The following is a 24,376-nucleotide window of genomic DNA, read 5'->3' as shown; positions in this document are numbered from 1 at the left end:
TAGCGTTAGTCCACGCGGGGGCGTTTGGGCCTGAGCGCACAGGCTGCCGGTGATACAGGCCGCCGACAGGAATAGTAAGCGGGTTAAGCGGGTAGAAACAGGCATAGATGTAGAATGTGGGGAAACGGACAGAGCGTAAGAAGTTAAATGCCGGATAGGCCCGCAGTAGCCTTCGTGAAGGCCGCTGGCAGCTTCACTGTGCAGTAGAGCTGCCGCGCTAGCCGCGGGGGCAGGACTCGCACAGCTATTACCCGGTTGGCAATTTGCTGACTGTGCACTTCGGTGGCCGACTGGATGGAACTGGCTGCCAGCGAGCTTTCTATTGGGCGTTGGAAGATACAGGAATTCCTATTTATACAGTTCGGTTTCTGACAGCCGCCGTTCGGCGGCTTTATCTTCTATTTCCTTATCAAGAGGGCCAGGCCCGCAGCTGGCGGCCTGCGCAACTACTACAGGAGTTAGGCCGCATAGTCGAACCCTCGGTAGTTCTTGGCTTCGGTAAGCATTCGGTCAGGAATCCATATTCCTGACCCGATATCCTGCGTAAGGGTTGCATGGCGGCCGACGGTGGAAAAATCAATTGCCCTTACCTTCGCCGCCCCAACCCACTTTTCCTGATGAAGAAAGTTCTCTGCACCCTCGCAATCCTGTGGGGCCTGAGCTCCCCCTCAGCCCGCGCCCAGACGCCCGGTACCTGGGGCAACTGGTTTATCGGCACGGTGGTGATGCCCGGCAGCGTGGAAAAGAAATGGGGCGGCTACCTGGAAGTACAGGCCCGCACCAACCGCCTGTTCAACCAGTACTTCTACAACGAGCTGAAGGGCGGGCTGAGCTACGACCTGGACAAGAACTTCACCATGCTGCTGGGTGCCGGCCGCTACAGCACCTTCGACGACCCAGGCCCGGTGAGCCTGGAGCGCCGCCTGTGGCAGCAGCTGGTGCTCAACCAGTTTATGGACCGCCTCAAGCTGGAGCACCGCTACCGCGTGGAGCAGCGCTGGATAACCTACCGGGCCGAAGACAGCACCGCGTTTCGCCAGCGCCTGCGCTACCGCCTCAACGCCTTTCTGCCCCTAAATCATCATACCATTACCGACAAAACGGTGTTCCTGTCGGTGTACGACGAGATATTCCTCAATCCTCGAGGGCCCGTGCTGGAGCGCAACCGCGTCTATGGCGGGCTGGGCTACCAGTTCAATGCTCACGTGAGCATGCAGCTGGGCTGGCTTCGGCAGGCCAACTACAGCCAGCCCCGCCTGCAGCAGGGCCAGCTGCTACCCCTGAGCGTATCGCCCAAAAACAACGTGGTATTCAGCGTCATATACCGCCTGGCCCACCGCGCTACCACGCCCCGGTCCGAGTCGGTACCCTCGCAGCCCGACTAAGCCCCCGGGCATGGGCAGAGTGACGCCAAAGCGTGGCTGGGAAGTCGAGAGTAGGTCAACTTGCCGCTTCCGCCTATCTTGTAGCTCGGCTGTGGACCTGGTTCGCCGCTGGTGCTCGTTTCTCCACTTTTGCCCCACCCCGCTATGTTACCCCTGCTCTCTGCTCAGGAACTTCGCCAACGCCTTGCCACCGAATCGCTCGTGCTGCTCGATGCCCGCTCGGGGCCCGAGGCCCGGGCCCGGTACCAGGCGGCGCATTTGCCCGGAGCCCTGTTCGTAGACCTGGAGCACGACCTGGCTCGGCCCACCGACAACGCCGCCCAGGGTGGGCGTCACCCGCTGCCGCCGGTCCGGGATTTTGCGCATTTGCTGGGTTGTCTGGGTATTAGTCCCGAAACGCCGGTGGTGGTGTACGACGATAAAAACGGGGCCAATGCCGCGGCCCGGGTGTGGTGGATGCTGCGCAGCGCGGGCCACGCGGCCGTGCAGGTGCTCGACGGCGGCCTCGACGCGGCCCTGGCCGCCGGCCTGACTACCACCGATGCCGTGGAGCAGGCCCACCCCGTGGCGCCCTATTCCCTGACCGGCTGGCAGCTGCCGTTGGCTTCTACCGACAAAGTGCGGGAGGCCTCCGAAACCGGCTCGGCCCTGATTATCGACGTGCGGGAAGCCCCGCGCTACCGAGGCGAAACCGAGCCCATCGACCTGGTGGCCGGGCATATTCCCGGGGCCCGTAACGTGCCCTTTGCCGGCAACCTGACCGCCGCGGGGCAGTATTTGCCGGCCCCGAGCTGCGCCAGAAATATGAAGCCGTGCTGGATGGCCGCCCCGCCGAGCAGGTTATCGTGCACTGCGGCTCGGGCGTCACGGCCTGCCACACGCTGCTGGCTTTCGAGCAGGCCGGGCTGGGCTTGCCCCGCCTCTACGTGGGCTCCTGGAGTGAATGGTCGCGCAATGACTTTCCCCAAGCAACGGGCGAAGAGTAAAGCTGAGCGGCCGCGGTAGCGCCAAGCAGGAGGCTTTTATTTTCTTAGGCCGTTGAGCAGCAGCGTCAGCGTGTAGGTTATTTTTTCCTGTACCGGGGCGTAGTCTACCTCGTGGGCAAAGCGGGTGCGGGAGCGTTGCACGGCCTCGTGCTTGATGCCGTCGGCCACGGTCAGCAGGGCGTCGGCGGCCCGCTCGGGCTGCAGCTTTAGAAACTCCCGGTCCGTGACGCCCTCCTGCAGCAGCTGACTCAGAAACGCCAGCTCCTGCTCCCGCACGGCCTGGTATACGTCGTCGAACATGGGTTCCAGGCGCTGCAGGCTTTCCACGCTCAGCTGGTGCAGGTTCAGCACCAGGCGGTAGTAGTCGAGGCGGCCGGTGAGGTAGGCCAGGATTTTATCGGTGGCCCGGGTCAGGGGCAGCACCTGTTCCTGCAGGGCGCTGAGGTAGCGCTCGGCCTCGCGCAGCACCACCTGAATGAAGAGGTCTTCCTTGTTTTTGTAGTAGTAGTACAGCGAAGCCTTATTAAGCCGGGCCGCGTCGCCGATGTCCTGCAGCGTGGTCTTGTCGTAGCCAAAGCGGCTGAAGCACTGGGCTGCGGCCTCTAGAATACTTGCCCGCCGGTCGTCTCGTTTGCCTGCCATAAAGCCACAACGCTAAGCTGACTATTTATGTTTTCGAACAAAAAAGAAGATTGTTTGAAAATTCGAATTAAGGTTAGCGCTTCATTGACTCATGGTTGTTACCCGAGGATCAATGTGCTTATAATCAGTTGTTTATTCCGGGGCTGCCTGCGCTTCGGCGGGCAGCAGCCGTACGGCGTCGCCCACGCGCAGCAGGCCGCCCTGAATGATGCGGGCCGTCAGGCCCCCGTGCCCGCGCATGGCGTTGTAGCCGCCGGGCCCCAGTTCTTCTTCCATGCGGGAGCAGGGGTGGCACTCCCCGGTAACCTCCAGAATCACTTCTTCGCCCAGCTGCACGCGGCGGTTTTTGAGTGCCAGCAGGTTCAGGCCGCTGACCACTAGGTTGCGCCGCAGCCGGCCGGGGTCTACGGGTTCTTCCCGGCCCAGAAAGCCAGCCACGGCCTGCAGGTGCTCGTGCTGAATGAGCGTCACTTGCCGCTTGCCGCCGGCTTTTACGCGGGCATGGTCGCCGTGCAGGCGGGCATCGGTGAGGACTTCCACTTCGGGCAGACTCACCAGCGGCTCGCGCCGCACCGGCCGGATGCCAATCCACTCCACGCGGCCCTGCTGGGGCAGGGTAGCCAGCATCTGCGCTATTTTCGATTTGTCGTCGCCGAAGAAGGGGAAAGCCATGGGAGGGAAGCTAAGAAAAAGACTACTGCCGGTACGGATTCGGCCCGGTCCAGGTGCCGCCTAGCAGCGTATGAGCCGGGCTATTGCGGGAGTTTTGAATAAAATACAGCAGCTATATTAAAGCCAATGAGCTTTTGCTTAACTATGTAGCGTTTGTTTTACTTCCTCACTCTTACGGCAAGATACATGACGAAACCTTTACTTATCATGCGGGGCCTGCTGGTGCTGCTCGGCTTATTGGCCGCGTCCGGCGCCCAGGCTTCGCACATTCAGGCCAGCGAAATTTCCTACGTCTCGTTAGGCAACAACCGCTACAAGGTGTCCTTTCGGGTATACCGGGACTGCGGCGGGGCTCTCTTCAACTCAATCAACCCGGACCTGAAGTATCGGACAACCGCGTGCAGCGTGCTTTCGACCCCGGGAGTGCCCATGACCCTGGTCAGCGGCTCCTATCATATTGGGAAAGACTATTGCGCCACAGTAGGGGAGCCCTGCGGTTCGGGCTTGCCCACCAACTACGAAACCGGCCTGTTTGAAGCCACGGTGACGCTGCCCGCCGGGCAGTGGACCCTAAGCGTAACGCTCAATGCCCGTCCTACGCTCGGCAACGTGAATATTGGCAGTGGGGACCTGTATACCGAAGCAACCCTCGATAATACCAATGGGGTTGTCAATTCCTCGCCGGTGTTTAGCACCACGGCTCAGGTCGTGTCTTTCGTGGGCTGGAACCTGCCTACGACCTTTAGTGAGCAAGCCGTGGACCCCGATGGCGACTCCCTGACGTATGAGCTGGTAGCCCCGCTGATGAGCTGCTCCGAGCCGCTGACCTACAAGTCGTATGGCTCCTCATCGACGCCGGACCCGGTGGACCCCACCTGCATTACGAGCCTACCCGCCGCGACATATTCCCCAACTTTTCCCCTGCCGTCCTTTAATCTGACGGGCACCTGCCCGCAGCGGCAATTGCAGCCGTACTTTGAGTTCGACCGTCAGAACGGCTCAATTTCTATGCGCCCCACACTGTATAATGCGGCCGTAAACAGTTCCGACAACAAGCACGTGGTGGCAGTAAAGGTGTCGGAATATCGGCGTAGCATCAATTCGCAGGGGCGGCGGGTGGCTACGTTGGTGGGCACCGTGCGGCGGGACATGATGTTTACCGTCGTCGACTGCGGCGACAACCGAAACCCGGTTCTGGCTCCTATAACGGTTAACAACAGCCCCGTTACCCAGCCCGTAACGGAGGTGATTCCTGTGGTGGCCGGACGGCTGGTTACCGTGCGGCTGCGGGCCACGGACGTCAATGCCGGGCAGGTGCTGACCATGACCAGCAACGTGGAGCAGGTGCTGCCCAACTCCGAATTTACGGCCGCCCCGCCCAGCGTGAGCCCCACGGTCCAGATTGACTGGATTCCACCGGTCAACCTGAGCCCTGGCCTCTATTACTGCACCGTTACCACCACCGACAGCAACTGTCCCTACAAAGGCATCCAAACCCAGACGTTGACTTTCCGCGTGAGCAGCCCCGCCCTGGCGACGCAAGCCGCTAAGTCCACTACCACCCTGACGGCCGTACCCACGCCCTTCCAGACCCAGGTGAGCTTTACCCTGGCCCGGCCCGGGGTGCAGCAGGTGCTGGTATTCGACCAGTTGGGCCGGCAAGTCACTACGCTGCTGAGCCTGCCCTCGGGCCAGGTGCAGTGGAGCCCCGCGGCCAGCGTTCCGGCCGGCCTGTATCTGGCCCGCACCGCCGACGGCCGCCAGGTAGCCCGCCTGCTCCGCACCGACGCTGAGTAATACGCACTCCCGCACTAAAAAAGCCGGGCCCCACAAAGGCCCGGCTTTTTTGGTTACACTACCGGCTTACTCACTGATGAGCCGGGCCACAAAGAAGGCGGCTCCGGCGGCCAGGGCCCCGATGCCGGCCATTTTCAGGGCACCTGCCACGGGTGGCTGCCCGGTGAGCCGGCTTTTCAGGTAGCCAAAGATGAGCAGGCAGACCAGGGTAATAAGGGCCGACCACAGCAGGCCCTGGGAGGGCGTGGCCGTGAAAAAGTAGGCGCTCAGCGGAATCAGGCCGCCCGCGGCGTAGGCCAGGCTAATCGTGGCGGCGCTCTTGGGAGCCTGGCGCGGGTCGGGCTTTTCCAGGCCTAGCTCGTACTTCATCATAAACTTGACCCACTGCTCCGGGTCGGCGGTAAGCTCCTGCACAGCCAGCTCCCGGGTAGCTTCCGACAAGCCGATTTCGGCTAGCAGGTCGCGCACTTCGGCCCGCTCCACATCGGGCACTTCCCGCACCTCGCGGTACTCACGGGCCAGCTCGGCCTCGTAGTGCTCTACCTCGGTGCGCCCGGCCAGGTAGCCACCCAGCCCCATGGCAATGGAGCCGGCCACAATTTCGGCCAGGCCCGCCGTAATGACCAGCGCCGACGACTGCACCGCCCCGCTCAGGCCGGCAGCCAGGGCAAACGGCACCGTCAGGCCGTCGGAAAGGCCAATGACAATGTCCTGCAGCATAGCCGAGCTGGTCAGGTGGTCTTCCGGATGCGGGTGCGGATGGGGCAGCGCCATAGAAACAAAAAGCTAGAACAGAAAGATGTCGGGCCTGAAGGTAAGCCTGGAACCGGGTCCAGACCTACGGTTGAGCCTGCTGGTCGCGCTAAAACCCCGAACCTAGCGCCGTATCCCGCGTAAAGCTTTCCAGTGGCGGCTCCGGCTGTCTATCCTTTTTTCGCTACTCTCTACCAATGGCTACCAAAGACATCACCACCAAAAAGCCTGCTGCCAAAGCCGCAGCTTCTCCCAAAGCTTCTCCGACTGCCTCAACGGGTGCTGCCGCCAGCAATGGCCAGTCGGTACCTAGTGTACAGCCCGTACTCAATCAGCAGTTTAACGCCCCGGCTCCGCTCCAGAAGTATGGTACCGTGTCGCAACGCCTGCCCATCGGTCTCGATGAGAAGACCCGCCAGGAAAGCGTGAACAACCTCAACCAGATGCTGGCCGACACCATTACGCTGCGCGACCTCTACAAAAAGCACCACTGGCAGGTAGTAGGCCCGACCTTCTACCAGCTGCACCTGCTCTACGACAAGCACTATGAGGAGCAAAGCGTGCTGGTCGATACCATTGCCGAGCGCATTCAGATTCTGGGGGGCGTGGCCGTAGCCATGGCCCACGACGTGGCCGAGCTGGCCAGCATCCCACGCCCGCCCCGCGACCGGGAAGAGGCCCCTATTCAGGTATCGCGCCTGCTGGAAGCCCACCAGATCATCCTCAAGAACTGCCACGATTTTGCCAAGCAAGCCGATGATAGCGGCGATGATGGCACCAACGACCTGCTGGTAAGCGAAGTACTGCGCGCCAACGAAATGCAGGTATGGTTTATCTCCGAGCACGTAGTTGACACGCCTCTGGCCCGTGCCGAGTAAGCAGCAACTGCTCCTATGAAAAGGGCGGCACCTCTCCGGTGCCGCCCTTTTTGCTGCTGGTTCAGGCAAGTAGTATGCTACGCCCAGCAGGCCTTCCTTTCCCCAAGTTTTTAGGCCGCTTTCAGATTGGTTTTGCCGGCGCATTGTTCTACGTATTGGCTGAGCCAGCCTGCCAGAGTAGGTCAAAATACGGATTTGGCGGATGTTGCCGAGTCTGAATGAGCGAAAGAGACGAAAAAAAATCAGCAGCTTTATGCTTGATTATAAGCGGATCAGCCACACAGGTCGGGCGTTAAACCGTCTTTTTTGCAGAAAAAACGCCTTCTAGCTTGCACCGTTTGGCCCAACCACCTACTTTTGTCCCCACTTCGCCGCCTCAGCGAAGTCAGTGGCCCGGGTCTGCTGGAAGTGAGTACCGCTTTTTTCCTCTGCGCACGTGGTGAAACTGGTAGACACGCCATCTTGAGGGGGTGGTGCCTTCGGGTGTGGGAGTTCGAATCTCCCGCGCGCACACAACGCCAACCGGCCGGTTCCTTTCTCAGGAGCCGGCCGGTTTTGCATTTACGGTTTGTCTGGTTAGCCTGCTCGCTCAAACGGGTTGGCGGGCACTACCAGCACCACCCGTTCCCGCTCCACTACCACCTGGCCGGCCACGGCGCCCTTACGCTTGCGCACAAATTTTTTGGGCGTCACGGTCACAGGGCAGAGCGAGTCGTTTTTGCGGCGGGAATACCAGGCTGCCAGCTGGGCGGCCCGCTCCACTACCGGCTCGGGTATCGTCTGCCCGGCTTTCTGCTTGATAACCACGTGGGAGCCGGTCACGTCCTTGGCGTGCAGCCAGAGGTCGTCTTTGTGAGCATAGCGCTGGGTGAGCAGGTCGTTGTTCTGAGCATTGCGGCCCACCAGAATGGTATAGCCACCATCGGTAAACACTTTGAAGGGCAGCTCCGCGGCTTCTTTGGCCTTGGTTTCGGGCAGTAAATCATGGGTTTTGCGCCAGGTACGCAGGGCGCGTAGCTCAGTGATGCCTACTAGTTCCTCTAGACGCTCCAGGCACCACAGAGCCTCGGTTTCGCGCCGCTCGATGCGCTCCTGCAGCTGCTGGGTTTCAATCTTCTGGTTTTTGGCCTTACGGTACAGGTTCTGGGCCGTGCGCTGGGGCGTTTCGGTAGCCTTGAGCTTGATGGTGCGCAGCTGGTTATCCTGGTAAAAGTCCACGACTTCCACCTGCGCGGCTCCGGCCGGAATCTGGGTCAGGTTGGCCATAATCAGGTCAGCCGTCTGCCGGTAGCCAGCGGTATGCTCCAGGGCGTGCAGGCGGGTGCGGGCCTGACTGGCGCTGATGGTGGCTTCCTCGGCCCGCTTTTCCAGGTCTTGCCGCACCTGCCGTAGCTCGGTTTCATAAGCCCGGCGGCCCAGCGTGAGCGGCACAAACAGGCGCAGGGCCGCCACGGGGTCGGGGGCCAGAATTTGCTCTACTTCGCCCGCCGGCAGCAGTGTCAGCCGGGTCTTGCCCTCAATGGCCGTCAGGTAGAAGTGGGCTGGATTTTCGAGCAGGGCTACAACTTCCTCGACCATCCGAAGCCGTTCGGTGGCGTCGGCCGTGTCGTAGCCGCGGGCACGCAGGTAGCGCGGGGGCACGTCGCCCAGGGCCGGGTAGCTGCGCAGTGGGTTCAGCGGGTCGGGGAGGGCTCGGGGCCGGGGTGAGGTCAGCGTCGGCCAGGTAGCGCTGATGAAACAGCTCGGCTGCCGCCCGGGTGCCGGGCGAAATACGGCGTTGGGCCGCGGCCCGTAGAGCTTGAATTGGAGCGTGGCTTTAGTCTGGAAGTTAAGCTGTAGCACCCGGTCGTGGGGAAATACGCTGACGCTGGCAACTTCCAGGCCCAGCAGGCCCGGTAGCAGGTCCACGGAGTTGGTGCGGGCCCGGTGAAAGGTTTCGGGCAAAGCCAAGGCCGTAAAGCCGGCCGAAAGCTGGGCTTTGAACCAGAACTCCGCCGCGCCGTTGGTCAGGCCGATGACAAGCTCATCTTTTTCCTGCGAAAAGCACGTGGCCACGGTAAAGCCCGCTAGCTGCTGAGTGAGGGCCGGAGCCAGCTGGCGCAGGAAGTAATAGTTATTATGCATTAGAAAGCAAAAAGGGGCAGGGTAGCAGGCGCCAGGTGAGTAGCAACCAGTTGGGGCTGGCCCCGCCGGCTCGAATACAACAGCAGTAGCCGATGCAACTATTGTTCCCCTCAACGGGCTCTCCCTGACGAGAGCTCCCGTAATTCGGGCAATAAGGGTGAAATTACTTATTCGACCTACAATGAAATCAACTCTACTAATCCTCGCGGCCACCCTGAGTCTGGCAGGCTGCCAAAAAACAATGGTTGATCCGAAAACGGAGGCGGAACGATCGGCCGCTGACTTTGCCATCGGCTTCGAGCAGGACTTTGCCCTGCATCACCAACAGCAGGCCTTTCTGCCGGCCACAACTAGCCCGGAGCTAACCGTGCGGCTCGATGAGGCCTACACAACCTATTGTCCCGAGGGGCTACAGTGCATCGTGGGCCCTTCGGCCTGGCCTAAGCTAGCCATTACCGATGCTCAGGGGCAAACTCAGGAAGTACGTTTGCCTAAAAACCGACCCAGTTCCAACCGCGTCACGTGGCTGGATACAACCAACATCAAAGCGAATGGCCGGCGCTACTTGCTGACCTACACCCGGTGGGAAATTGAGCAAACCCCGGAGAAGGGCAAGATGCCGGCTAAACAGGCTTGGGCGTTGTGGTTTCGGGTAGCCAAGGTCAATCCGTAGCACCCTGCTGCCTAACCGCATTCATAAGCAACTGCCCAAGCGAAGGTATTCCGTGCTTCATACCGGGCGCTCCAGCGGCAGCTACTGCGCTTACAGCTCCACCTGCAGTCCGTCGTAGGCCAGGCGGATAAAGCTGGGCAGGGTGGCTTCCACTTCGCGGTGCTTGCCCAATTGGTGCCCGATATGAGTCAAATAACCTACTCGCGGGGCTAGATCGGTCAGGATATCTACGGCTTCCTGCAGGGAGAAGTGGGAAATATGCGGCTCGTGGCGCAGGGCGTTGAGCACGATGACCTCTGAGCCCCGCACCCGTTCCAACGACTCTTCCGAGAGGTAGTTGGCGTCGGTGATGTAAGTGAAGTTGCCGATGCGGTAACCCAGCACGGGCAGCTTATAGTGCATGGCCCGTATGGGATGCACTTCCACGCCTTCCACCAGAAAACTCTCCGTGTCGCTCACAATCGGCATGGTCTGCACCTTGGGCACACCGGGATACTTGTGCTCGGCAAAAATGTAGGCGTACTCGCGCTTGAGCTGCTCCAGCACCCGCGGCTCGGCGTACACGGGCATGTCCTGTTGCTGCTTGAAGTTGTAGGCCCGGATGTCATCCATGCCGGCCGTGTGGTCCTTGTGCTCGTGGGTAAACACCAGCGCGTCCAGGTGGTCGATGCGGGCCCGGAGCACCTGCTGCCGGAAGTCGGGCCCGGAGTCGATAATCAGGCTCTTGCCCTGGGTTTGCACGTGCACTGATACGCGCAGGCGCTTGTCGCGGTAGTCCACGGAGGTACACACCGGGCAGTGGCACCCAATCATGGGCACCCCCTGCGACGTGCCCGTGCCGAGAAAAGTAACTTGCACTGTGTCTGAAGTATAAATGCTGAATTACGAATGGTGAATGACCTGTTGGCCAAAGGCTAAGTAGCGGTTCTCAATTCATAATTCAGCATTTATACGACAAAGTTGCTTACCCGATATACTGCTTTACGACCCGCACCAGGGCGTCGAAGTCCAGGGGCTTGGGCAGGTAATCCGTAACGCCGGCCTCGCGGAACTGCTCCATGGAGTAGTTGTTGGCGTTGCCGGTAATGGCAATAATCGGAATCTGGGCAATGCGCGGATCGGCGTTGCGGCGAATCTCGCGGGTGCATTCCATACCGTCTTTTACCGGAATGTTGATGTCCATCAGCACGCAGTCGATAGGCTGGGCCTCTACTTGTTTGATAACTTCCCCGCCGTTTTTGGCCGATACAATTCGGTATTTCTGGAGCTCCAGGATTTTTTTGGTCAGGTTCAAAATAACAGAGCTGTCCTCTGCTATTAGGATGGTTTTAGCATCAGCCATGGGAAAGAATGTTTAAGGTCGGAGAAGATGGGAAGGTCAGTCAAATGGTTCTACGGGAATTATGAGCCCTGGGTAACAGCCGGGTATGTCCGGGTAAAGGCCGTAAAGTGCCGCATAATAGTGCGAAAATCTCGTTCTACGTGGTCAAGTTGGCCCTTTTTTAGGTCATGTTCCAAGCTTTTCACGCATTCGGCCAGTTCATTGATGCCCAAAGTAAAGCCCGTGCCCTTGAGTTGGTGCAAGTGAGGCAGGATCTGCTCGTACTGCTTTTGATCCACTAATTCCTGGGCTTCAGTCAATAACTCGCCGGCTTCCTGCTCAAAATCACTGTAAAGCTGGGCCGCAAACTCGGCCCCGCCCAGCTGCCGCAGCTGCTCCAGCACTTCGGGGTCAATAAAGGTGGTGTCAGCAGTTTCTTCGGCCTCACCGGCCGCGGTGTAGGCCACCGTGGGCTCGGTTACTTCGGGGGCGGCAGGCGTTTCGGGAGCGGCCGACAGGTGCAGGGCGGCCATGCGCTCGGCCGCGCCGGTCCAGCGCAGCAGCACGGTGTAAAGGTCCTGCGACTTCACCGGCTTGGAGATGTAGTCGTCCATGCCCTGCTGCACAAACCGCTCGGCGTCTTCCTTCATCGAGTAGGCCGTCATGGCCACAATGGGCGGACAGCTGCGGCCCAGGCGCTGGCGAATTTCGTGCATGGCCGTGATGCCGTCCATTTCGGGCATCTGAATGTCCATGAAGATCATCTCATAATCTCCCGTTGGCGCGGTGGCTTTGCTGATGGCCTCAAACCCGTCGTTGGCCACGTCGATCTGGCAGCCTAGCTTGTCGAGCAGGCGCACGGCCACTTTCTGGTTGATGGGGTTGTCATCGACCAGCAGCACCCGCGGGGCCGTTTCCAGGCGCATGATTTCGTGGCTTCGGTCGCGGGAGGCCACGCGCTCCTGCACGATTTCCTCCTCGTTGTAGGCCACCCGGCAGCGCATCGTAAACCAGAAGGTCGAGCCGTCGTCGGTGTTGGAAATCATGCCGATTTCGCCGCCTAGCAGCTCGGCCAGCTGCTTGCTGATGGCCAGGCCCAGCCCTGTACCGCCAAAGGCCTTGGTAGGCGTGGTGTCGAGCTGGGTGAAGTTGGTGAAGAGCAGCTTGGCATTGGCCGGGGAAATCCCGATGCCGGAGTCCTGCACGGCAAAGCGCAGCGTGTGCTCTACCCCGTCCGTGGATACCGACGAGACAATGATGCTCACCGTGCCCGCCGCAGTAAACTTGATGGCGTTGGAAGTCAGGTTCGAGAGAATCTGCAGCACCCGGGTTTCGTCGGTGATGATGAAGCGCGGGGTGTGGGAGGTAATAAAGTAGGTGAACTTGAGCTTCTTCTGGTTGGCCCGGTTGGCAAACAGGGAATGAATCTTGTCCAAAGTGTAGTGCAGGTCGATGCCCGACTCGTTGAGCTGCAGCTTGCCGGCCTGAATCTTCGAAAGGTCTAGGATGTCGTTCAGAATGGCCAGCAGCGCGTCCGAGGATTTGCGCAGGGTATCCACGTACTCTTCCTGCTCCTCGGAGGCCACGGTCTGGTGCAGCAAGTCAATCATGCCGATGATGCCGTTCATGGGCGTGCGCAGTTCGTGGCTCATGTTGGCCAAAAACTGTGTTTTGGCCTCCAGCGCGGTTTCGGCTTCTTCCTTGGCCCGCCGCAAGTCGTCCTGCATCTGCTTGAACTCGGTGATGTCGCGCCCGATGCCTTCGGTGCCCGCTGGACCATCGTTGACCTGCCGGGCATTCACCAGTACGCTTACCGCGTGCCCGTCCTTGTGGCGCATGTCGATTTCAATGTTGCGCGCCTCGCCAAACTGCTGGATGTTGCTCAGCAGCTCATCGCGCTGCTCGGGCCGCACGTAGTAGTCCATGATGGGTGAGCCGATCACCTCCTCGGGCTTGTAGCCCAGCATGTCCGATACCGAGGGGCTCACCAGCGTAAGCACGCCCTTGCCATCGGTGCGGTAGTACACGTCCTGGAACGACTCGAAGATGGCCCGGAACTTCTCTTCCTGAGCCGCCAGCTCCAGCTGGGAGCGTTTTTTCTCGGTGATGTCGTGGGCCATGCCCGAAATTTCCTCGAAGGTGCCATCATCGAGGTAAATCGGGTTGAGGTAGATTTCCCGCCACGTATCCTGCCCGCGGGAGTCGCGCAGGCGTACCTCGAAGCGCTGGGGCTGGCCCTGAAACGCGCGGCGGTAATTTTCAATAAAGGCCTCGCGGGCGTCTTCCTCCATCATGCCCAGATCGGCCTGCCAGAGGTTCACATTCAGGGACGGGTATACGCCGTTGCGGCGCAGGAAGTAAGCCGAGTAGTTGCGGTTAAACGAGGTCAGGCGCGAGTGCATGTCTACCGACCACATCAGGTGGGAGCCGCTCTCGAAAATGGCGTTCAGGCGGGCGTTCTGCTTGTTGATCTGCACCTCATTGCGCTTGCGCTCAATGGCCAGGGCCACCTGGTTGGAGATGAAGTGCAGAATCTCAATGTCGGCCGCGGCGTAGGCGTCGGCCTTGTGGTAATCCTGCACGGCAATCACGCCGATAATTCGCTCCCCGATGCTCAGGGGTGAGCAGAGCATCACTTCCGGCATCAGCCCAAAGGCCGTAATGGTGCCGTTGGCAATAAGCTCCTGCAACTCGGCCCGCAGCAGGTACTGGGGCCGCCCGGTGCGGATAATATACTCCGACACGCCCGACGAAAACGGCCGCGACACCAAACCCTGCTCACCCTGAATATTCTGGTCTACAAAGTAGCTGAACTGCAGCTGGGTGCGCGCGTCGTCGCAGAGGGCAATGTAGAAGTTATTGGTTTCAATGATTTTGCTCAGCTCCCGGTGAATGGCCCCGTAGAGCGACTGTAAATCCTTGGAGCTGATGGCCAGGTTGGCAATGCTGTAGTACACCTTCTGCAGCCGCTCGGCCTTGATGCGGTCGGTGATGTCGTGCAGAATGGCGCGGGTGCTCACGGGCTCATCATCCTGCCAGGAGCAGGAAATCGAGCCAATCAGGTGGATCGGCTTGCCGGTCTTGGTCAGGAAGACGGTTTCGAGCTTGTTGACTTTCTCGCCCTTGTAGAGGTTGCGCAGCTGGTAAAGCAGCTTGGCCTTGTAATAGGGGTGCACCACGTCGCCCAGGGTCATCTGCGAGAGGTCCTCGTCGCTGAAGCCTAGCTTTTCCTTCCAGGCCTTGTTCACGAACAGGAAGCGGTTGTCGATGCTCAGGTTCTGAATCAGGTCGTGGGCATTGTCCAGAAAGTCCTGCAGGCGGTGGCGGTTGTCGGTCAGGGCCCGGGCGGCCACGTGGCGGTCGGTATAGTCGCGGCCCACCACAAATATGCCGGTCACCTGGCCCTTCAGGTCGCGGGAAAACTCGGCGTGCCAGTACACCATCCGGGTCTGGCCCGATTTGGTCATGATGGCACGCTCGTAGAAATCCAGCAGCTGTTCGGTTTCAATACAGGTCAGGTAGGCCTGTTGCATCCGGGCCCGGTCGGCCGGCGGGGAGAAGGTTTCGTGAAAGCTCCGCCCCAGCACTTCTTCCCGGGTGTACTCGGTGTAGTGCAGAAAAAAGTCGTTGACATCTTCAATGATGCCGGCACGGTTGGCGCGCACGTAGCTCAGGTTGGTGCGGCTGAGCAGGTCGCGCAGGTGGTCCTGCGACAAGTCCAGGGCCTGCTGCCGGGTGATGGTGTCGTCGGTTGCCGGGGCTGCCGTTTCCACCACGTCGCGCAAGGTCAGCTGCACCCGCACGGCGCCGTTGGGAGCAGGCACGCGGTGCAGCGTTGCCACCGAGTCCAGGGCCGTTGCATCAGCCCGTTGGCCCGTCCAGCGTTTGACGTAGCGGGTGCCGGTGCGGGCCGCGTCTCGAACGGCCGCGCGCAGCTCATCGTCCGATTGCCAGTAGTTGGGGCCGGCGGCCGGCGTGGCCAGGGTCATCAGGCCCGCCGTCAGCAGGGTGGTGCGGGTGGTGCCTAGCAGGCGCAGAGCAGTCTGGTTGCAATCGACCAATCCGCCCTGCTCATCGAAGAGCAGGATGGCGTCGTAGGCTTCCTCGAACAGGACGCGGTAGAAATCAGCGGGCGGGACTGGGAGAGCCCGTGGCGCTGCAGCGTCAGCCGGTGGTACAGGATTAGTCGACATCGGGTAGAAAAGGCGGTTCGCGGGGGAGCATCATCTACCCCTGCTAACCAGTACGCGAGTTTTAACTCCTTAAATTTGTCAAAAATATCCCAGATAGCGCGGTTTTGCGGCAGATTCCTGCGCACCGGCCGCCGCTGTTTCCTTGTATGCGCACCCTTATCTTCACCGTTACCACCGATTTAAACTACGACCAGCGCATGCAGCGAATTTGCGGCAGCCTGGCCCGGCACGGCTACGACGTGCTGCTGGTGGGGCGGGAGTGGCCCGCGTCCCGTCCGCTAACTGAGCAGGCTTACCGCCAACACCGGTTACGTTGCTGGCAGAATAAGGGTAAGCTGTTCTACGTAGAATTCAACCTGCGGCTGTTTTTTTACCTGCTGCGCCAGCGCGCCGCGGCCTGGTGCGCCATTGATCTGGACACGGCCTTGCCGGTGTGGCTGCGGGCTTGGCTGGGTAGGCAGCCCTTTATTTACGACGCCCACGAGCTGTTTACAGAAGTGCCCGAAGTGGTGGCCCGCCCGGCCGTGCAGAAGCTCTGGCGGGCTGTGGAGCGGTTTATTGTGCCCCGGGCCACGCTGGCTTACACGGTGGGCCCGGCCCTGGCGCGGGTGTTTGAGCAGCGCTATGCCAAGCCCTTCAACGTGGTGCGCAATATCAGCCGCCTTACGCCCGCCGAGCTGCCACCCGCACCAGCTGCCGCTCCGGCCGACGGCTATATTCTCTACCAGGGGGCCCTCAATGCCGGCCGCGGCCTGGAAGCCCTGCTCGACGCCATGCCCCAGGTGGCGGGGCGGCTGGTAATTTGCGGGGAAGGCGACTTGTCGCAGGCGCTGCGGGAGCGGGCCGCCGTCCTGGGCCTGCTCGATTCCGGAAAGGTTGACTTCCGGGGCTTCGTGCTGCCGGCCGAGCTGCGCGAGGTCACCAATGGGGCTACGGTGGGTATTATGCTGCTCGAAAACCAGGGCCTGAGCTATTACTATTCCCTGGCCAATAAATTTTTCGACTACCTGCACGCCGGCATTCCGCAGCTCATCGTGGACTTTCCTGAGTATCGCCACCTCAACGCGCAGTACGAAGTGGCTGAAGTAGTGGAGCTGACTCCAGCATCCATTGCGGCGGCTCTGAATGGGTTGCTGCACCTGAATCCCGCCCGCTACCATGAGCTGGCCCAGAACTGCCGACAGGCCCGCCGGGAGTTTAACTGGCAGCGCGAGGAGCAACATCTGCTAGCTTTGTACGAAGCCCTGTGGGCGCCCCAACCTATTCCTGCATGAATCTGCTTCCCGGCCTGGCGCCGCCTAAACCTACTTTGCTGGTCATTACGGGCCCCACGGCCGTGGGCAAAACGGCCCTGTGCGTACAGCTGGCCCAGCATTACCAGACCGACGTAATTTCGGCCGACTCGCGCCAGTTTTTCCGGGAGCTGAGCATCGGTACGGCCAAGCCCACGGCGGCCGAAATGCAGGGCGTAACCCACCATTTTATCGACTCGCACAGCATCACCGAGGAGTATAATGCCGGCCGCTTTGAAGTCGACTGCCTGGGCTTGCTCGACCAGCTGTTTCAGCAGCATCAAGTCGTGATTCTGACCGGGGGCTCGGGACTCTACCTGCAAGCCGTTACCGAAGGCTTGGACGAAATGCCCCTGGCCGACCTCACGGTGCGCGCCGCCCTGCAGCAGGAGCTGGCCGAGCACGGTCTGGCCCCGCTGGTGGCCGAGCTGGAGCGCCTCGACCCCGTCACCTACGCCCGCATCGACCGGCAAAACCACCAGCGCGTGGTGCGGGCCCTGGAAGTGACGCGCAGCACCGGGCAGCCGTTTTCCAGCTTCCACACCCCGAAAGTTGCGAAGGAGCGGTCGTTCCAAACAATCAAAATTGCCCTCAGCCGGGACCGGGAAGAACTCTACCAGCGCATCGACCAGCGGGTAGACCACATGCTGGAAGCCGGTCTTTTGGCCGAGGCCACCGCGTTGCTGCCGTACCGCCACCACAACGCCCTGCAAACCGTGGGCTACCAGGAAATTTTCGACTTCCTCGACGGCCTCTACGACTGGCCCGAAGCCGTGCGCCTGCTCAAGCGCAACACCCGCCACTATGCCAAGCGCCAGCTCACCTGGCTCCGCCGCGACCCGCAGTACCAGTGGGTGCACCCTGGGGAGGTGAAGTGGTGAAATTGTGAAATGGTGAGTTGTCGTTCTAGCGGCGTCAACGGCGCGTGTCATTGCGAGGAGGCACGACGAAGCAATCCGTCCTCTGAAAGGTATGGCGTTTTCCAAAATGAAAAGCCCTTTACTACCGCGGTAGTAAAGGGCTTTCTGGTAAAAGAACGAGTCGTATTCGGTAGAGGACGGATTGCTTCGCGTTGCTCGCAATGACACGGAAACCAGCGTTAGAGCGGTAAGAACGAAAAACTCACCATCTCACCACTTCACTAGTTCACCTTATTAGTTCGCCGCTTATACCGAGAGAATCTCGACCATGCGCATGAAGGTCTGGTTGATGAGCTTTTTCTTGTGAATCGTGTCAGAGAAGGGGGTGTAGACGAGCTTGCGGTCCACGATGCCGGCCATCACGTTGCGCATGCCGTTCATCAGGCCTTCCACGGCGGCAATGCCGATTTGGGAGCCCAGCAGGCGGTCGGCGGCGGTGGGGGAGCCCCCGCGCTGCACGTGCCCGATAATCGTTACGCGGGTGTCGAGTTCTGGAATAGCTTCCTTTACTTGCTTGGCCACGGCGTGGGAGTTGCCTTCCTCATCGCCTTCGGCTACCACCACGATAAAGGACGTTTTAGAGCGTTTCCAGCCCGCCTGCAGGGTTTCAATCACCGCCTCCGTCGACATCTGCGTTTCGGGAATCATCACGATTTCGGCCCCGCCCCGATGGCGCAGGGAATGGCAATATAGCCCGAGTCGCGGCCCATTACTTCGATAAAGAAGCAGCGGTCGTGGGAGTCGGCCGTGTCGCGGATTTTATCAATGGCTTCCAGCGCCGTATTCACCGCCGTGTCGTAGCCGATGGTGTAGTCGGTACCGTAGAGGTCGTTGTCGATGGTGCCGGGGGCGCCTACGGTCGGGATGCCGAACTCCTGCTCGAAGATGGTGGCGCCGGTAAACGTGCCGTTGCCGCCGATGGCTACCAGGCCGTCGATGCCGTTGTTGACCAACTGGTCGAAGGCCTGCTGCCGGCCTTCCTTGGTCATAAATTTCTGGCTGCGGGCCGATTTAAGGATGGTGCCGCCCTTCTGCACGGTGTTGGCCACGGAAGCCGAGTCGAGCTTAACGAATTCGCCTTTGATCATGCCGCTGTAGCCACGCATGATGCCATAGACCTCAATGCCGTGATACACGGCCGTGCGCACCACGGCCCGGATGCAGGCGTTCATACCCGGCGAGTCGCCGCCGCTGGTGAAAACTGCAATACGTTTCATCATAATTCAGGTAATCGGAACTGCCCAGTGCGGGCGGGGCAAAGGTGATAAATCCAAATTGAAAACAAAGCCTTTGGCGAAAGGAAAGGCAAAAAACAGCGCAGATTATAACGCCGGTTTGGCTGTTTTTTTTGAAGCTGCGTATTGCAAGAAAGCCCCTTGCCGAGTATCTTAACCGCCCCGCTGCCGTATTTGAGCGGCCTCGTCGGCCAGTTCTTTTCCTTCACCGTTACTTAAGCAACGCCGTATATGTTTGGCTTTTTTGAAAACGAGCAAACCAAGAAAGTGAAGAGTCACCTCATGAATCTGGCGGCGCTGGCGAAGGCCGACGGCCACATTGATGAGCGGGAAATGAGCTTCATCGTGGCGGTGGGAAAGAAAAACGGCATGCGGGCCGATGACGTGCGTTCCATCGTAGCTAACTCGGGGTCGGTGAACCTGGTGCTGCCCGACAACGACTCGGAGCGGTTCGACCAGATTTTTGACCTGGTGGACATGATGCTGGCCGACGGCATCGTGGACGACCACGAAATGGACTTCTGTATTGGCATGGCCGAAAAGCTGGGCTTCCGCAAAGCCATTGTGGGCGTGCTAGTGCGCAAAATCTCTATCGGCGTGAAGGACGGCCTGCCCCGGGAGCAAATCAAAACTGAGTCGGAGTCCTTCCTCAACTACAACGGCACCCATCCCAAAGGCAGCGGCCTGTAGGAGGTTTAGACCTTAGATCTTAGAGCTCAGAACTTAGACTTTTCGATAAAAGAACATTCTGAGTTCTGAGGTCTTACCTCTATGCTCTAAACCACAGCTTCTATAGCCCGCAGCAGGGCCGCGCAGCCTTCCTCGATTTCGGCTTCCGAAATGGTGAGAGGCGGGGCAATGCGCAGGGAGTTGTCGCAGAACAGAAACCAGTCGGTCAGAATTCCTTCGTGCGCTAGGGCATGGTCGATAATGGGTTTGAGCACGGCGAAGGAGTCGAATTCCACGGCCATCAACAGGCCGTGACCCCGCACCTGCCGGATGGCCGGATGCTGCAGAAGCCGCCGAAACAGGGCGGCTTTTTCGTGCACGCCCGCCAGCAGGTTTTCCTCCTGAATCACGCGCAGCGTAGCTAGCGAAGCGGCGCACGACACCGGGTGGCCGCCAAATGTGGTGCAGTGGCCCAGAATCGGGTTGGTCTTGAAGCCGGCCATGATTTCCGTAGACGAAATAAAGGCCCCGATGGGCATGCCGCCGCCCATGCCCTTGGCGCACACCAGAATATCGGGCTGCACGCCGAACTGCTCGAAGGCCCAGAACGAACCGGTGCGCCCGAAGCCGCACTGAATTTCGTCAAGAATGAGCAAAGCGCCTACCTGCCGGCACCGCTCCCGCAGCGCGGGCAGATACCCGGGCAGCGGCACCCGCACGCCGGCTTCGCCCTGCACCGTTTCGACGACCACGGCGGCCGTGCGCTCGGTAATCAGTTCCAGGTCGGCTAGCTCGTTGAAGTGGATGTGGCGCACGTCGGGCAGCAGGGGCCGGTAGCTGTTCTTGAAGCCCTCGGAGCCGGTGATGGACAGCGCCCCGTGAGTGGAGCCGTGGTAGGCATTGTGGCAGGAAATCAGCTCAGTACGACCGGTATGGCGCTTAGCCAGCTTCAGGGCTCCCTCAATGGCCTCGGCCCCGGAATTGGTGAAATACACGCTGTCCAGATACTCGGGCAACGTCTGGTGCAGGGCGTAGGCCAGCTCGGCCGGTGGAGCCTGCACCAGTTCGCCGTACACCATCAGGTGCAGATACTTATCGAGCTGGTTTTGAATGGCCTGAATGACGCGCGGGTGGCGGTGGCCCACGTTGCTCACCCCAATGCCCGAAATCAAATCCAGGATGCGGCGGCCACTGGTATCGTACATGTACACCCCCTCAGCCCGCTCGATTTCAAGCAACAAGGGAAAGTCGGATGTTTGGGCCTGGTGGCGCAAAAACAGCTGGCGCGGAGTAAGCATAGCAAGGAGGTATTGGGCCTGCAAAGATAGTAGAGGCTTGTTGCCTGCACCCGTCCGAGCGGTCCAGGAAGGTCTGGCTACCAAACAGCCGAAAACCAAAACAGGCTGCCGAAGCAGCCTGTCTGATGCAATAAGGAGTGCGGAAAAGCTATTTTTCTTCCGGCGGACCAGCATACGCCCCCCCACCGGGAGCCCCGCCCCCGCGCCGGTCGGCCACGCGTTTAAGAACTTCCTTGGTGAAGTCGCGCTCGGCAATGAAGAGCTTGCCCACCTGGCGGATGGTCAGCACCTTCTGGAACTTGTCGAAGTATTCCTTTTCCAGGTTGACCTCATTCTGGCGCAGCGTCAGGGCCTGGGTCAGGTTGTCCTTGATTTGCTGGTCACTCAGGCCGTCGGGGTTTTCGTTGCGCAGCTGCCGCATGCGGCGGGCCACGTCGCGGCGCTTATCCGAAAACTCGTTGTAGAGGGGCCAAAAGCGCTGAGCCTGGTCCTGGGTCAGGGAAATCTTGTCGGTGAGGTAGGCAATTTTGGCGTTTTCCAGCTGGTTGAGCCGGCCGCCCTGGCCCTGGTGCCGGCCACCCTGAGCCAGGCTCGAAGTGTGCAGGGCAACCAGCAGAAACACGGCCAGTACGCCGCGAAGAAGATATTTCATGGGAGAGAAGTGCAAAAGGAGCGGCAAAATAAGGATTACAGGTAGGTGTCGTCGGCGGGCTGGGCATCCAAGGCATCCTGCAGCTCATCGGGGGAGGCTTGCAGGAAACTCTCGGTAAGCGCCGGGTCGGCGGCGGGCAGCTCGGCCAGGTCGGAGAGCGTTACCCGCGAGTCGCTGGCTAGCAGATACTGGACCATTTCGGTGTGCGACACGGTTTCCAACGACGCTACCGGCGCCGACGCAGCGGTTTCGGCGGGCTGGCTCAGGAAAAAGCTCGTGGCAAAGCTGCCCAGCACCAGGGCCGAGGCCAGGGCCGTGCGCAGCGGCAGGGGAAGGGCCGCCAGCCAGCCAAGCACGGCACTTTCCCGGCCCGGGGCGGGCTGTACCCGGGCCATTACCTGGCGGGGCAGCTGCTCGAAGTAGTCGGCTGGCGGCGGGGCCAGCGGCTGGGGCCGCCGCTTGTGGTCATCCAGACGAAAAGGAGTGTTCATAGGACTTAGATACGGCTCAGGCCGAGAGGTTTAATCGTGGTGGGACTCTTCGTTGACGTATTGCTCGATTTTCTTGACGGCGTGGTGGTAGGAAGCCTTCAGCGCCCCTACGCTGGTGCCCGTAATGTCGGCCATCTGCTCGTAGGTTATTTCGTCGTAGTACTTCATATTGAACACCAGCCGCTGCTTGTCGGGCAGGCGCAGAATGGCTTTTTGCAGGCGCCGCTCAATTTCGTCGCCGGCCAGGCCGGGGTCGGCCTCCACTTTCTGGGTCAGCTCGGCGGCCACGTCGTGCAGGGGCAGGAAAAACTTGCGCCGCTTTGCCGACAAAAAGTTCAGGCACTCATTGGTAGCAATGCGGTAAATCCAGGTGTAGAGGGAGGCATCCTGGCGGAAATTGCCCAGGTGCTTCCACACCTTTACAAACACGTCCTGGGTCAGGTCGTCGGCATCGTCGTGGTCGATAACCATCTTGCGCACGTGCCAATAGATCTTCGACTGGTACTTGCGCACCAGCTGATTAAAGGCCACGTTACGGGCAGCAGGGTCGGCGAACTTGGCGAGGATTTCCTGGTCTTCCAAGCAGGGGAGCGGGTTAGGAGCGGCGGGGCTGTGCCGGGTTAGAGCAGAATCCCTAGGTTTGGTTTACTTATACCCGAAAAAAAGTTGGCCGGGTAAAGTCCGACTGGGCACTGCATAGAGCCGCCCACCGGGCATTCCGGCTTTCTACCAGACAAAATTACTTGCCTTTATGTCCCTAAAGCCCGTCCGTCGCCGCATTGTGGCCGAACCGCTCGAGCAGGAATACCTGACAACCTACCAGCCCCTGCCCAGCCGCTTTGCCGAGCAGCTCGACCCATTCTTGCTCTTGCACCACACCGGCCCCGAAGCGCTGGAGCCCGCTGGCCGAGGCCTGCCGTTTGCGCCCCACCCGCACCGGGGCTTCGAAACCGTGACCTTCGTCTTCGCCGGCGACGTGCGCCACCACGATTCGCGGGGCAACAGTGGCGTCGTGGGGGCCGGCGGGGTGCAGTGGATGACGGCCGGCCTGGGCATTGTGCACAGCGAGAATATTTCCCGGGAGCTGCGCGAGGCGGGCGGCACCATCGAGTACGTGCAGCTCTGGATAAACCTGCCGGCTCGCCTCAAGCGCACCCAGCCCCGCTACCAGGGCGTGACGACCGAGCAGGTTCCGGAAGTGGAACTGGCCGACGGCCGGAGCCGGGTGCGGGTGGTAGCCGGCAGCCTGTTGGGCACCACGGGCCCCGTGGACTCCCTTACCGGCATTCAGGCAGTCGTGCTGGAGCTGGCGGCTGAGGGACAGTTCCAGACCACGGTAGAGCCCGGGCGCACCGTGCTGCTGTATGTGCTCCGCGGCAACCTGACGGTGAATGGCCGCGGCGTCGGGAGCCGGACGCTGGTGGAGTTTGAGCCTGAGGGCACCGCTATTGACCTGCAGGCCACCGAGGCGGCCACGGTACTGTATTGCACCGGCCAGCCCTACCACGAGCCTCTGGTGTGGCAGGGGCCCTACGTCATGAACACCCAGACCGAAATCATGGAAGCCATGCGCGACTACCAGATGGGCCGGATGGGAATGCTGTTTGATGAGTAAGTTGCGGCCGGAAAAGCCCGGGCTGCGGCTTCTTTCCACCTTTCTTCCTCTCTAACTCTGTCTGTCCCGTGTCTTTCCTGTTTCGTCCTGCCATTTGGGGCACCGTGTTGAGTTTGAGCGTGCTGGCCGCCTGCTCGTCTAAGAAGAACAACGACCAGGCGGCCACTGCGCCGGAAAAGCCCCTGACCGTGGCCGCCGATACTGCCCCGGCCCCGCCGCCGGCCCCCGACTCGGCCGCTTCCGGAGCTACGGCCCCGACCGACTCCACGGGCTTGTCGCCGGAGTTTGTGAAGGCGCTGCGGGACGTGACCGGCAAACAAGAGTATCAGGTGAAGGGCAAGACGCTGGTGATGGAGGGATTTGGCACCGCCGACTTTCCTACCGACCTGCCCGCCGGCAAGCCCGTGACCTACAGCGGCCGGCAAGGCGCCCAAACGGTTACCCTGACCGTAACGCGCCTGAACTATACCAGCATTCGGTTTGCGGCCGAGGTACTGGGCGGCAAAAGCGGCCCGCTGCACGAGGAAGGCGTGGCTACCCTAAATCCGGGCTTCCTGCTGGCGGCCGAAGTGCCCGAGGACACCGAAAGCCAGGTTTCCTACGGGGCCACCGAATACCTGGGCGAAACGCCCACGCGCAACTTCTCGATTCTGGTCGGCCTCGGCTCCGACGCCGATAAGGCCGAACTGAGTCTGTTTGATGCCACCGGCAAGCCCCTGGCGCAATGGCAGGGCGTGCCCACCCTGCGGCGGCTGGCCCTCTAAGCCAAAAAGGCCGTGC

Annotated in this window: 21 protein-coding genes, 1 tRNA gene and 1 pseudogene; 11 read left to right on the top strand and 12 right to left on the bottom strand. The window is 60.7% G+C overall.

What is annotated here, in order from left to right; all coding sequences use genetic code 11:
* Positions 1-617: 617 nt before the first annotated feature.
* Positions 618-1,385, top strand: a complete 768-nt coding sequence (locus tag MUN79_RS22725) for a DUF2490 domain-containing protein (RefSeq protein WP_244674815.1) — start codon at positions 618-620, stop codon at positions 1,383-1,385.
* 144 nt (positions 1,386-1,529) lie between these two features.
* Positions 1,530-2,390 carry a sulfurtransferase gene (locus MUN79_RS32300; RefSeq protein ID WP_244674814.1) on the top strand — a complete coding sequence of 287 codons (861 nt, stop codon included), beginning with the start codon at positions 1,530-1,532 and terminating at the stop codon, positions 2,388-2,390.
* Positions 2,391-2,407: 17 nt separating this feature from the next.
* Here the strand turns inward: MUN79_RS32300 and MUN79_RS22715 are convergent, their stop codons facing one another.
* Positions 2,408-3,013, bottom strand: coding sequence for a TetR/AcrR family transcriptional regulator (locus MUN79_RS22715; RefSeq protein WP_244674813.1), 606 nt, complete (start codon positions 3,011-3,013; stop codon positions 2,408-2,410).
* Between the two features lie 132 nt (positions 3,014-3,145).
* Positions 3,146-3,685 carry an MOSC domain-containing protein gene (locus MUN79_RS22710; RefSeq protein WP_244674812.1) on the bottom strand — a complete coding sequence of 180 codons (540 nt, stop codon included), beginning with the start codon at positions 3,683-3,685 and terminating at the stop codon, positions 3,146-3,148.
* A gap of 186 nt (positions 3,686-3,871) precedes the next feature.
* Here MUN79_RS22710 and MUN79_RS22705 point away from each other — a divergent pair, with 186 nt between their 5' ends.
* A complete protein-coding gene (locus MUN79_RS22705) occupies positions 3,872-5,482 on the top strand; it encodes a hypothetical protein (protein WP_244674811.1) in 1,611 nt (536 codons plus the stop codon).
* A 66-nt stretch (positions 5,483-5,548) separates the two neighbouring features.
* Here the strand turns inward: MUN79_RS22705 and MUN79_RS22700 are convergent, their stop codons facing one another.
* Positions 5,549-6,256: a VIT1/CCC1 transporter family protein gene (locus MUN79_RS22700; RefSeq protein WP_244674810.1), complete on the bottom strand. Its 708-nt coding sequence runs from the start codon at positions 6,254-6,256 to the stop codon at positions 5,549-5,551.
* A 176-nt stretch (positions 6,257-6,432) separates the two neighbouring features.
* Here MUN79_RS22700 and MUN79_RS22695 point away from each other — a divergent pair, with 176 nt between their 5' ends.
* Positions 6,433-7,113 (top strand): Dps family protein, encoded by a 681-nt coding sequence (locus MUN79_RS22695; protein WP_244674809.1) that lies wholly within the window; start codon positions 6,433-6,435, stop codon positions 7,111-7,113.
* 430 nt (positions 7,114-7,543) lie between these two features.
* A tRNA-Leu gene (locus MUN79_RS22690) sits at positions 7,544-7,624 on the top strand.
* A gap of 65 nt (positions 7,625-7,689) precedes the next feature.
* Here the strand turns inward: MUN79_RS22690 and MUN79_RS22685 are convergent.
* Positions 7,690-9,237: an NFACT RNA binding domain-containing protein gene (locus MUN79_RS22685; RefSeq protein ID WP_244674808.1), complete on the bottom strand. Its 1,548-nt coding sequence runs from the start codon at positions 9,235-9,237 to the stop codon at positions 7,690-7,692.
* A gap of 241 nt (positions 9,238-9,478) precedes the next feature.
* Between MUN79_RS22685 and MUN79_RS22680 the strand changes: the two genes are divergently transcribed.
* Positions 9,479-9,910, top strand: coding sequence for a hypothetical protein (locus MUN79_RS22680; RefSeq protein WP_244674807.1), 432 nt, complete (start codon positions 9,479-9,481; stop codon positions 9,908-9,910).
* Between the two features lie 90 nt (positions 9,911-10,000).
* On the opposite strand, the gene MUN79_RS22675 is transcribed toward MUN79_RS22680, so the two are convergent.
* From MUN79_RS22675 to MUN79_RS22665, 3 genes are all read right to left on the bottom strand, one after another.
* On the bottom strand, positions 10,001-10,768 hold the full coding sequence (locus tag MUN79_RS22675; RefSeq protein WP_244674806.1) for an MBL fold metallo-hydrolase: 768 nt from the start codon (positions 10,766-10,768) through the stop codon (positions 10,001-10,003).
* Between the two features lie 106 nt (positions 10,769-10,874).
* Positions 10,875-11,252 carry a response regulator gene (locus MUN79_RS22670; RefSeq protein WP_244674805.1) on the bottom strand — a complete coding sequence of 126 codons (378 nt, stop codon included), beginning with the start codon at positions 11,250-11,252 and terminating at the stop codon, positions 10,875-10,877.
* Positions 11,253-11,311: 59 nt separating this feature from the next.
* Complete coding sequence (locus MUN79_RS22665; RefSeq protein ID WP_244674804.1) at positions 11,312-15,424, bottom strand: PAS domain S-box protein; 4,113 nt, start codon at positions 15,422-15,424, stop codon at positions 11,312-11,314.
* A gap of 146 nt (positions 15,425-15,570) precedes the next feature.
* On the opposite strand from MUN79_RS22665, the gene MUN79_RS22660 reads away from it, so the two are divergent.
* On the top strand, positions 15,571-16,698 hold the full coding sequence (locus tag MUN79_RS22660) for a glycosyltransferase (protein WP_244674803.1): 1,128 nt from the start codon (positions 15,571-15,573) through the stop codon (positions 16,696-16,698).
* Complete coding sequence (gene miaA / locus MUN79_RS22655; protein ID WP_244674802.1) at positions 16,695-17,597, top strand: tRNA (adenosine(37)-N6)-dimethylallyltransferase MiaA; 903 nt, start codon at positions 16,695-16,697, stop codon at positions 17,595-17,597. The genes MUN79_RS22660 and miaA overlap by 4 nt, the downstream gene beginning before the upstream one ends.
* A 285-nt stretch (positions 17,598-17,882) precedes the next feature.
* Here the strand turns inward: miaA and pfkA are convergent.
* Positions 17,883-18,853 (bottom strand): annotated as a pseudogene (pfkA, locus tag MUN79_RS22650) (6-phosphofructokinase).
* Positions 18,854-19,102: 249 nt separating this feature from the next.
* Between pfkA and MUN79_RS22645 the strand changes: the two are divergent.
* Positions 19,103-19,561 (top strand): tellurite resistance TerB family protein, encoded by a 459-nt coding sequence (locus MUN79_RS22645; RefSeq protein ID WP_244674801.1) that lies wholly within the window; start codon positions 19,103-19,105, stop codon positions 19,559-19,561.
* Between the two features lie 86 nt (positions 19,562-19,647).
* On the opposite strand, the gene MUN79_RS22640 is transcribed toward MUN79_RS22645, so the two are convergent.
* The 4 genes from MUN79_RS22640 to MUN79_RS22625 all read right to left on the bottom strand — a co-directional run bounded on the left by MUN79_RS22640 (position 19,648) and on the right by MUN79_RS22625 (position 22,563).
* Positions 19,648-20,838 carry an aspartate aminotransferase family protein gene (locus MUN79_RS22640; RefSeq protein ID WP_244674800.1) on the bottom strand — a complete coding sequence of 397 codons (1,191 nt, stop codon included), beginning with the start codon at positions 20,836-20,838 and terminating at the stop codon, positions 19,648-19,650.
* Between the two features lie 148 nt (positions 20,839-20,986).
* Positions 20,987-21,490 (bottom strand): hypothetical protein, encoded by a 504-nt coding sequence (locus MUN79_RS22635; protein ID WP_244674799.1) that lies wholly within the window; start codon positions 21,488-21,490, stop codon positions 20,987-20,989.
* A gap of 35 nt (positions 21,491-21,525) precedes the next feature.
* A complete protein-coding gene (locus MUN79_RS22630; protein WP_244674798.1) occupies positions 21,526-21,981 on the bottom strand; it encodes a hypothetical protein in 456 nt (151 codons plus the stop codon).
* 30 nt (positions 21,982-22,011) lie between these two features.
* Complete coding sequence (locus tag MUN79_RS22625; protein ID WP_244674797.1) at positions 22,012-22,563, bottom strand: RNA polymerase sigma factor; 552 nt, start codon at positions 22,561-22,563, stop codon at positions 22,012-22,014.
* A gap of 169 nt (positions 22,564-22,732) precedes the next feature.
* Here MUN79_RS22625 and MUN79_RS22620 point away from each other — a divergent pair, with 169 nt between their 5' ends.
* Positions 22,733-23,596, top strand: coding sequence for a pirin family protein (locus tag MUN79_RS22620; protein ID WP_244674796.1), 864 nt, complete (start codon positions 22,733-22,735; stop codon positions 23,594-23,596).
* A gap of 68 nt (positions 23,597-23,664) precedes the next feature.
* Positions 23,665-24,360, top strand: coding sequence for a hypothetical protein (locus MUN79_RS22615; protein ID WP_244674795.1), 696 nt, complete (start codon positions 23,665-23,667; stop codon positions 24,358-24,360).
* Positions 24,361-24,376 lie beyond the last annotated feature (16 nt).

It is taken from the genome of Hymenobacter cellulosilyticus, assembly GCF_022919215.1.
GTDB lineage: Bacteria > Bacteroidota > Bacteroidia > Cytophagales > Hymenobacteraceae > Hymenobacter > Hymenobacter cellulosilyticus.
This window is presented reverse-complemented; position numbering and strand designations above follow the sequence as displayed.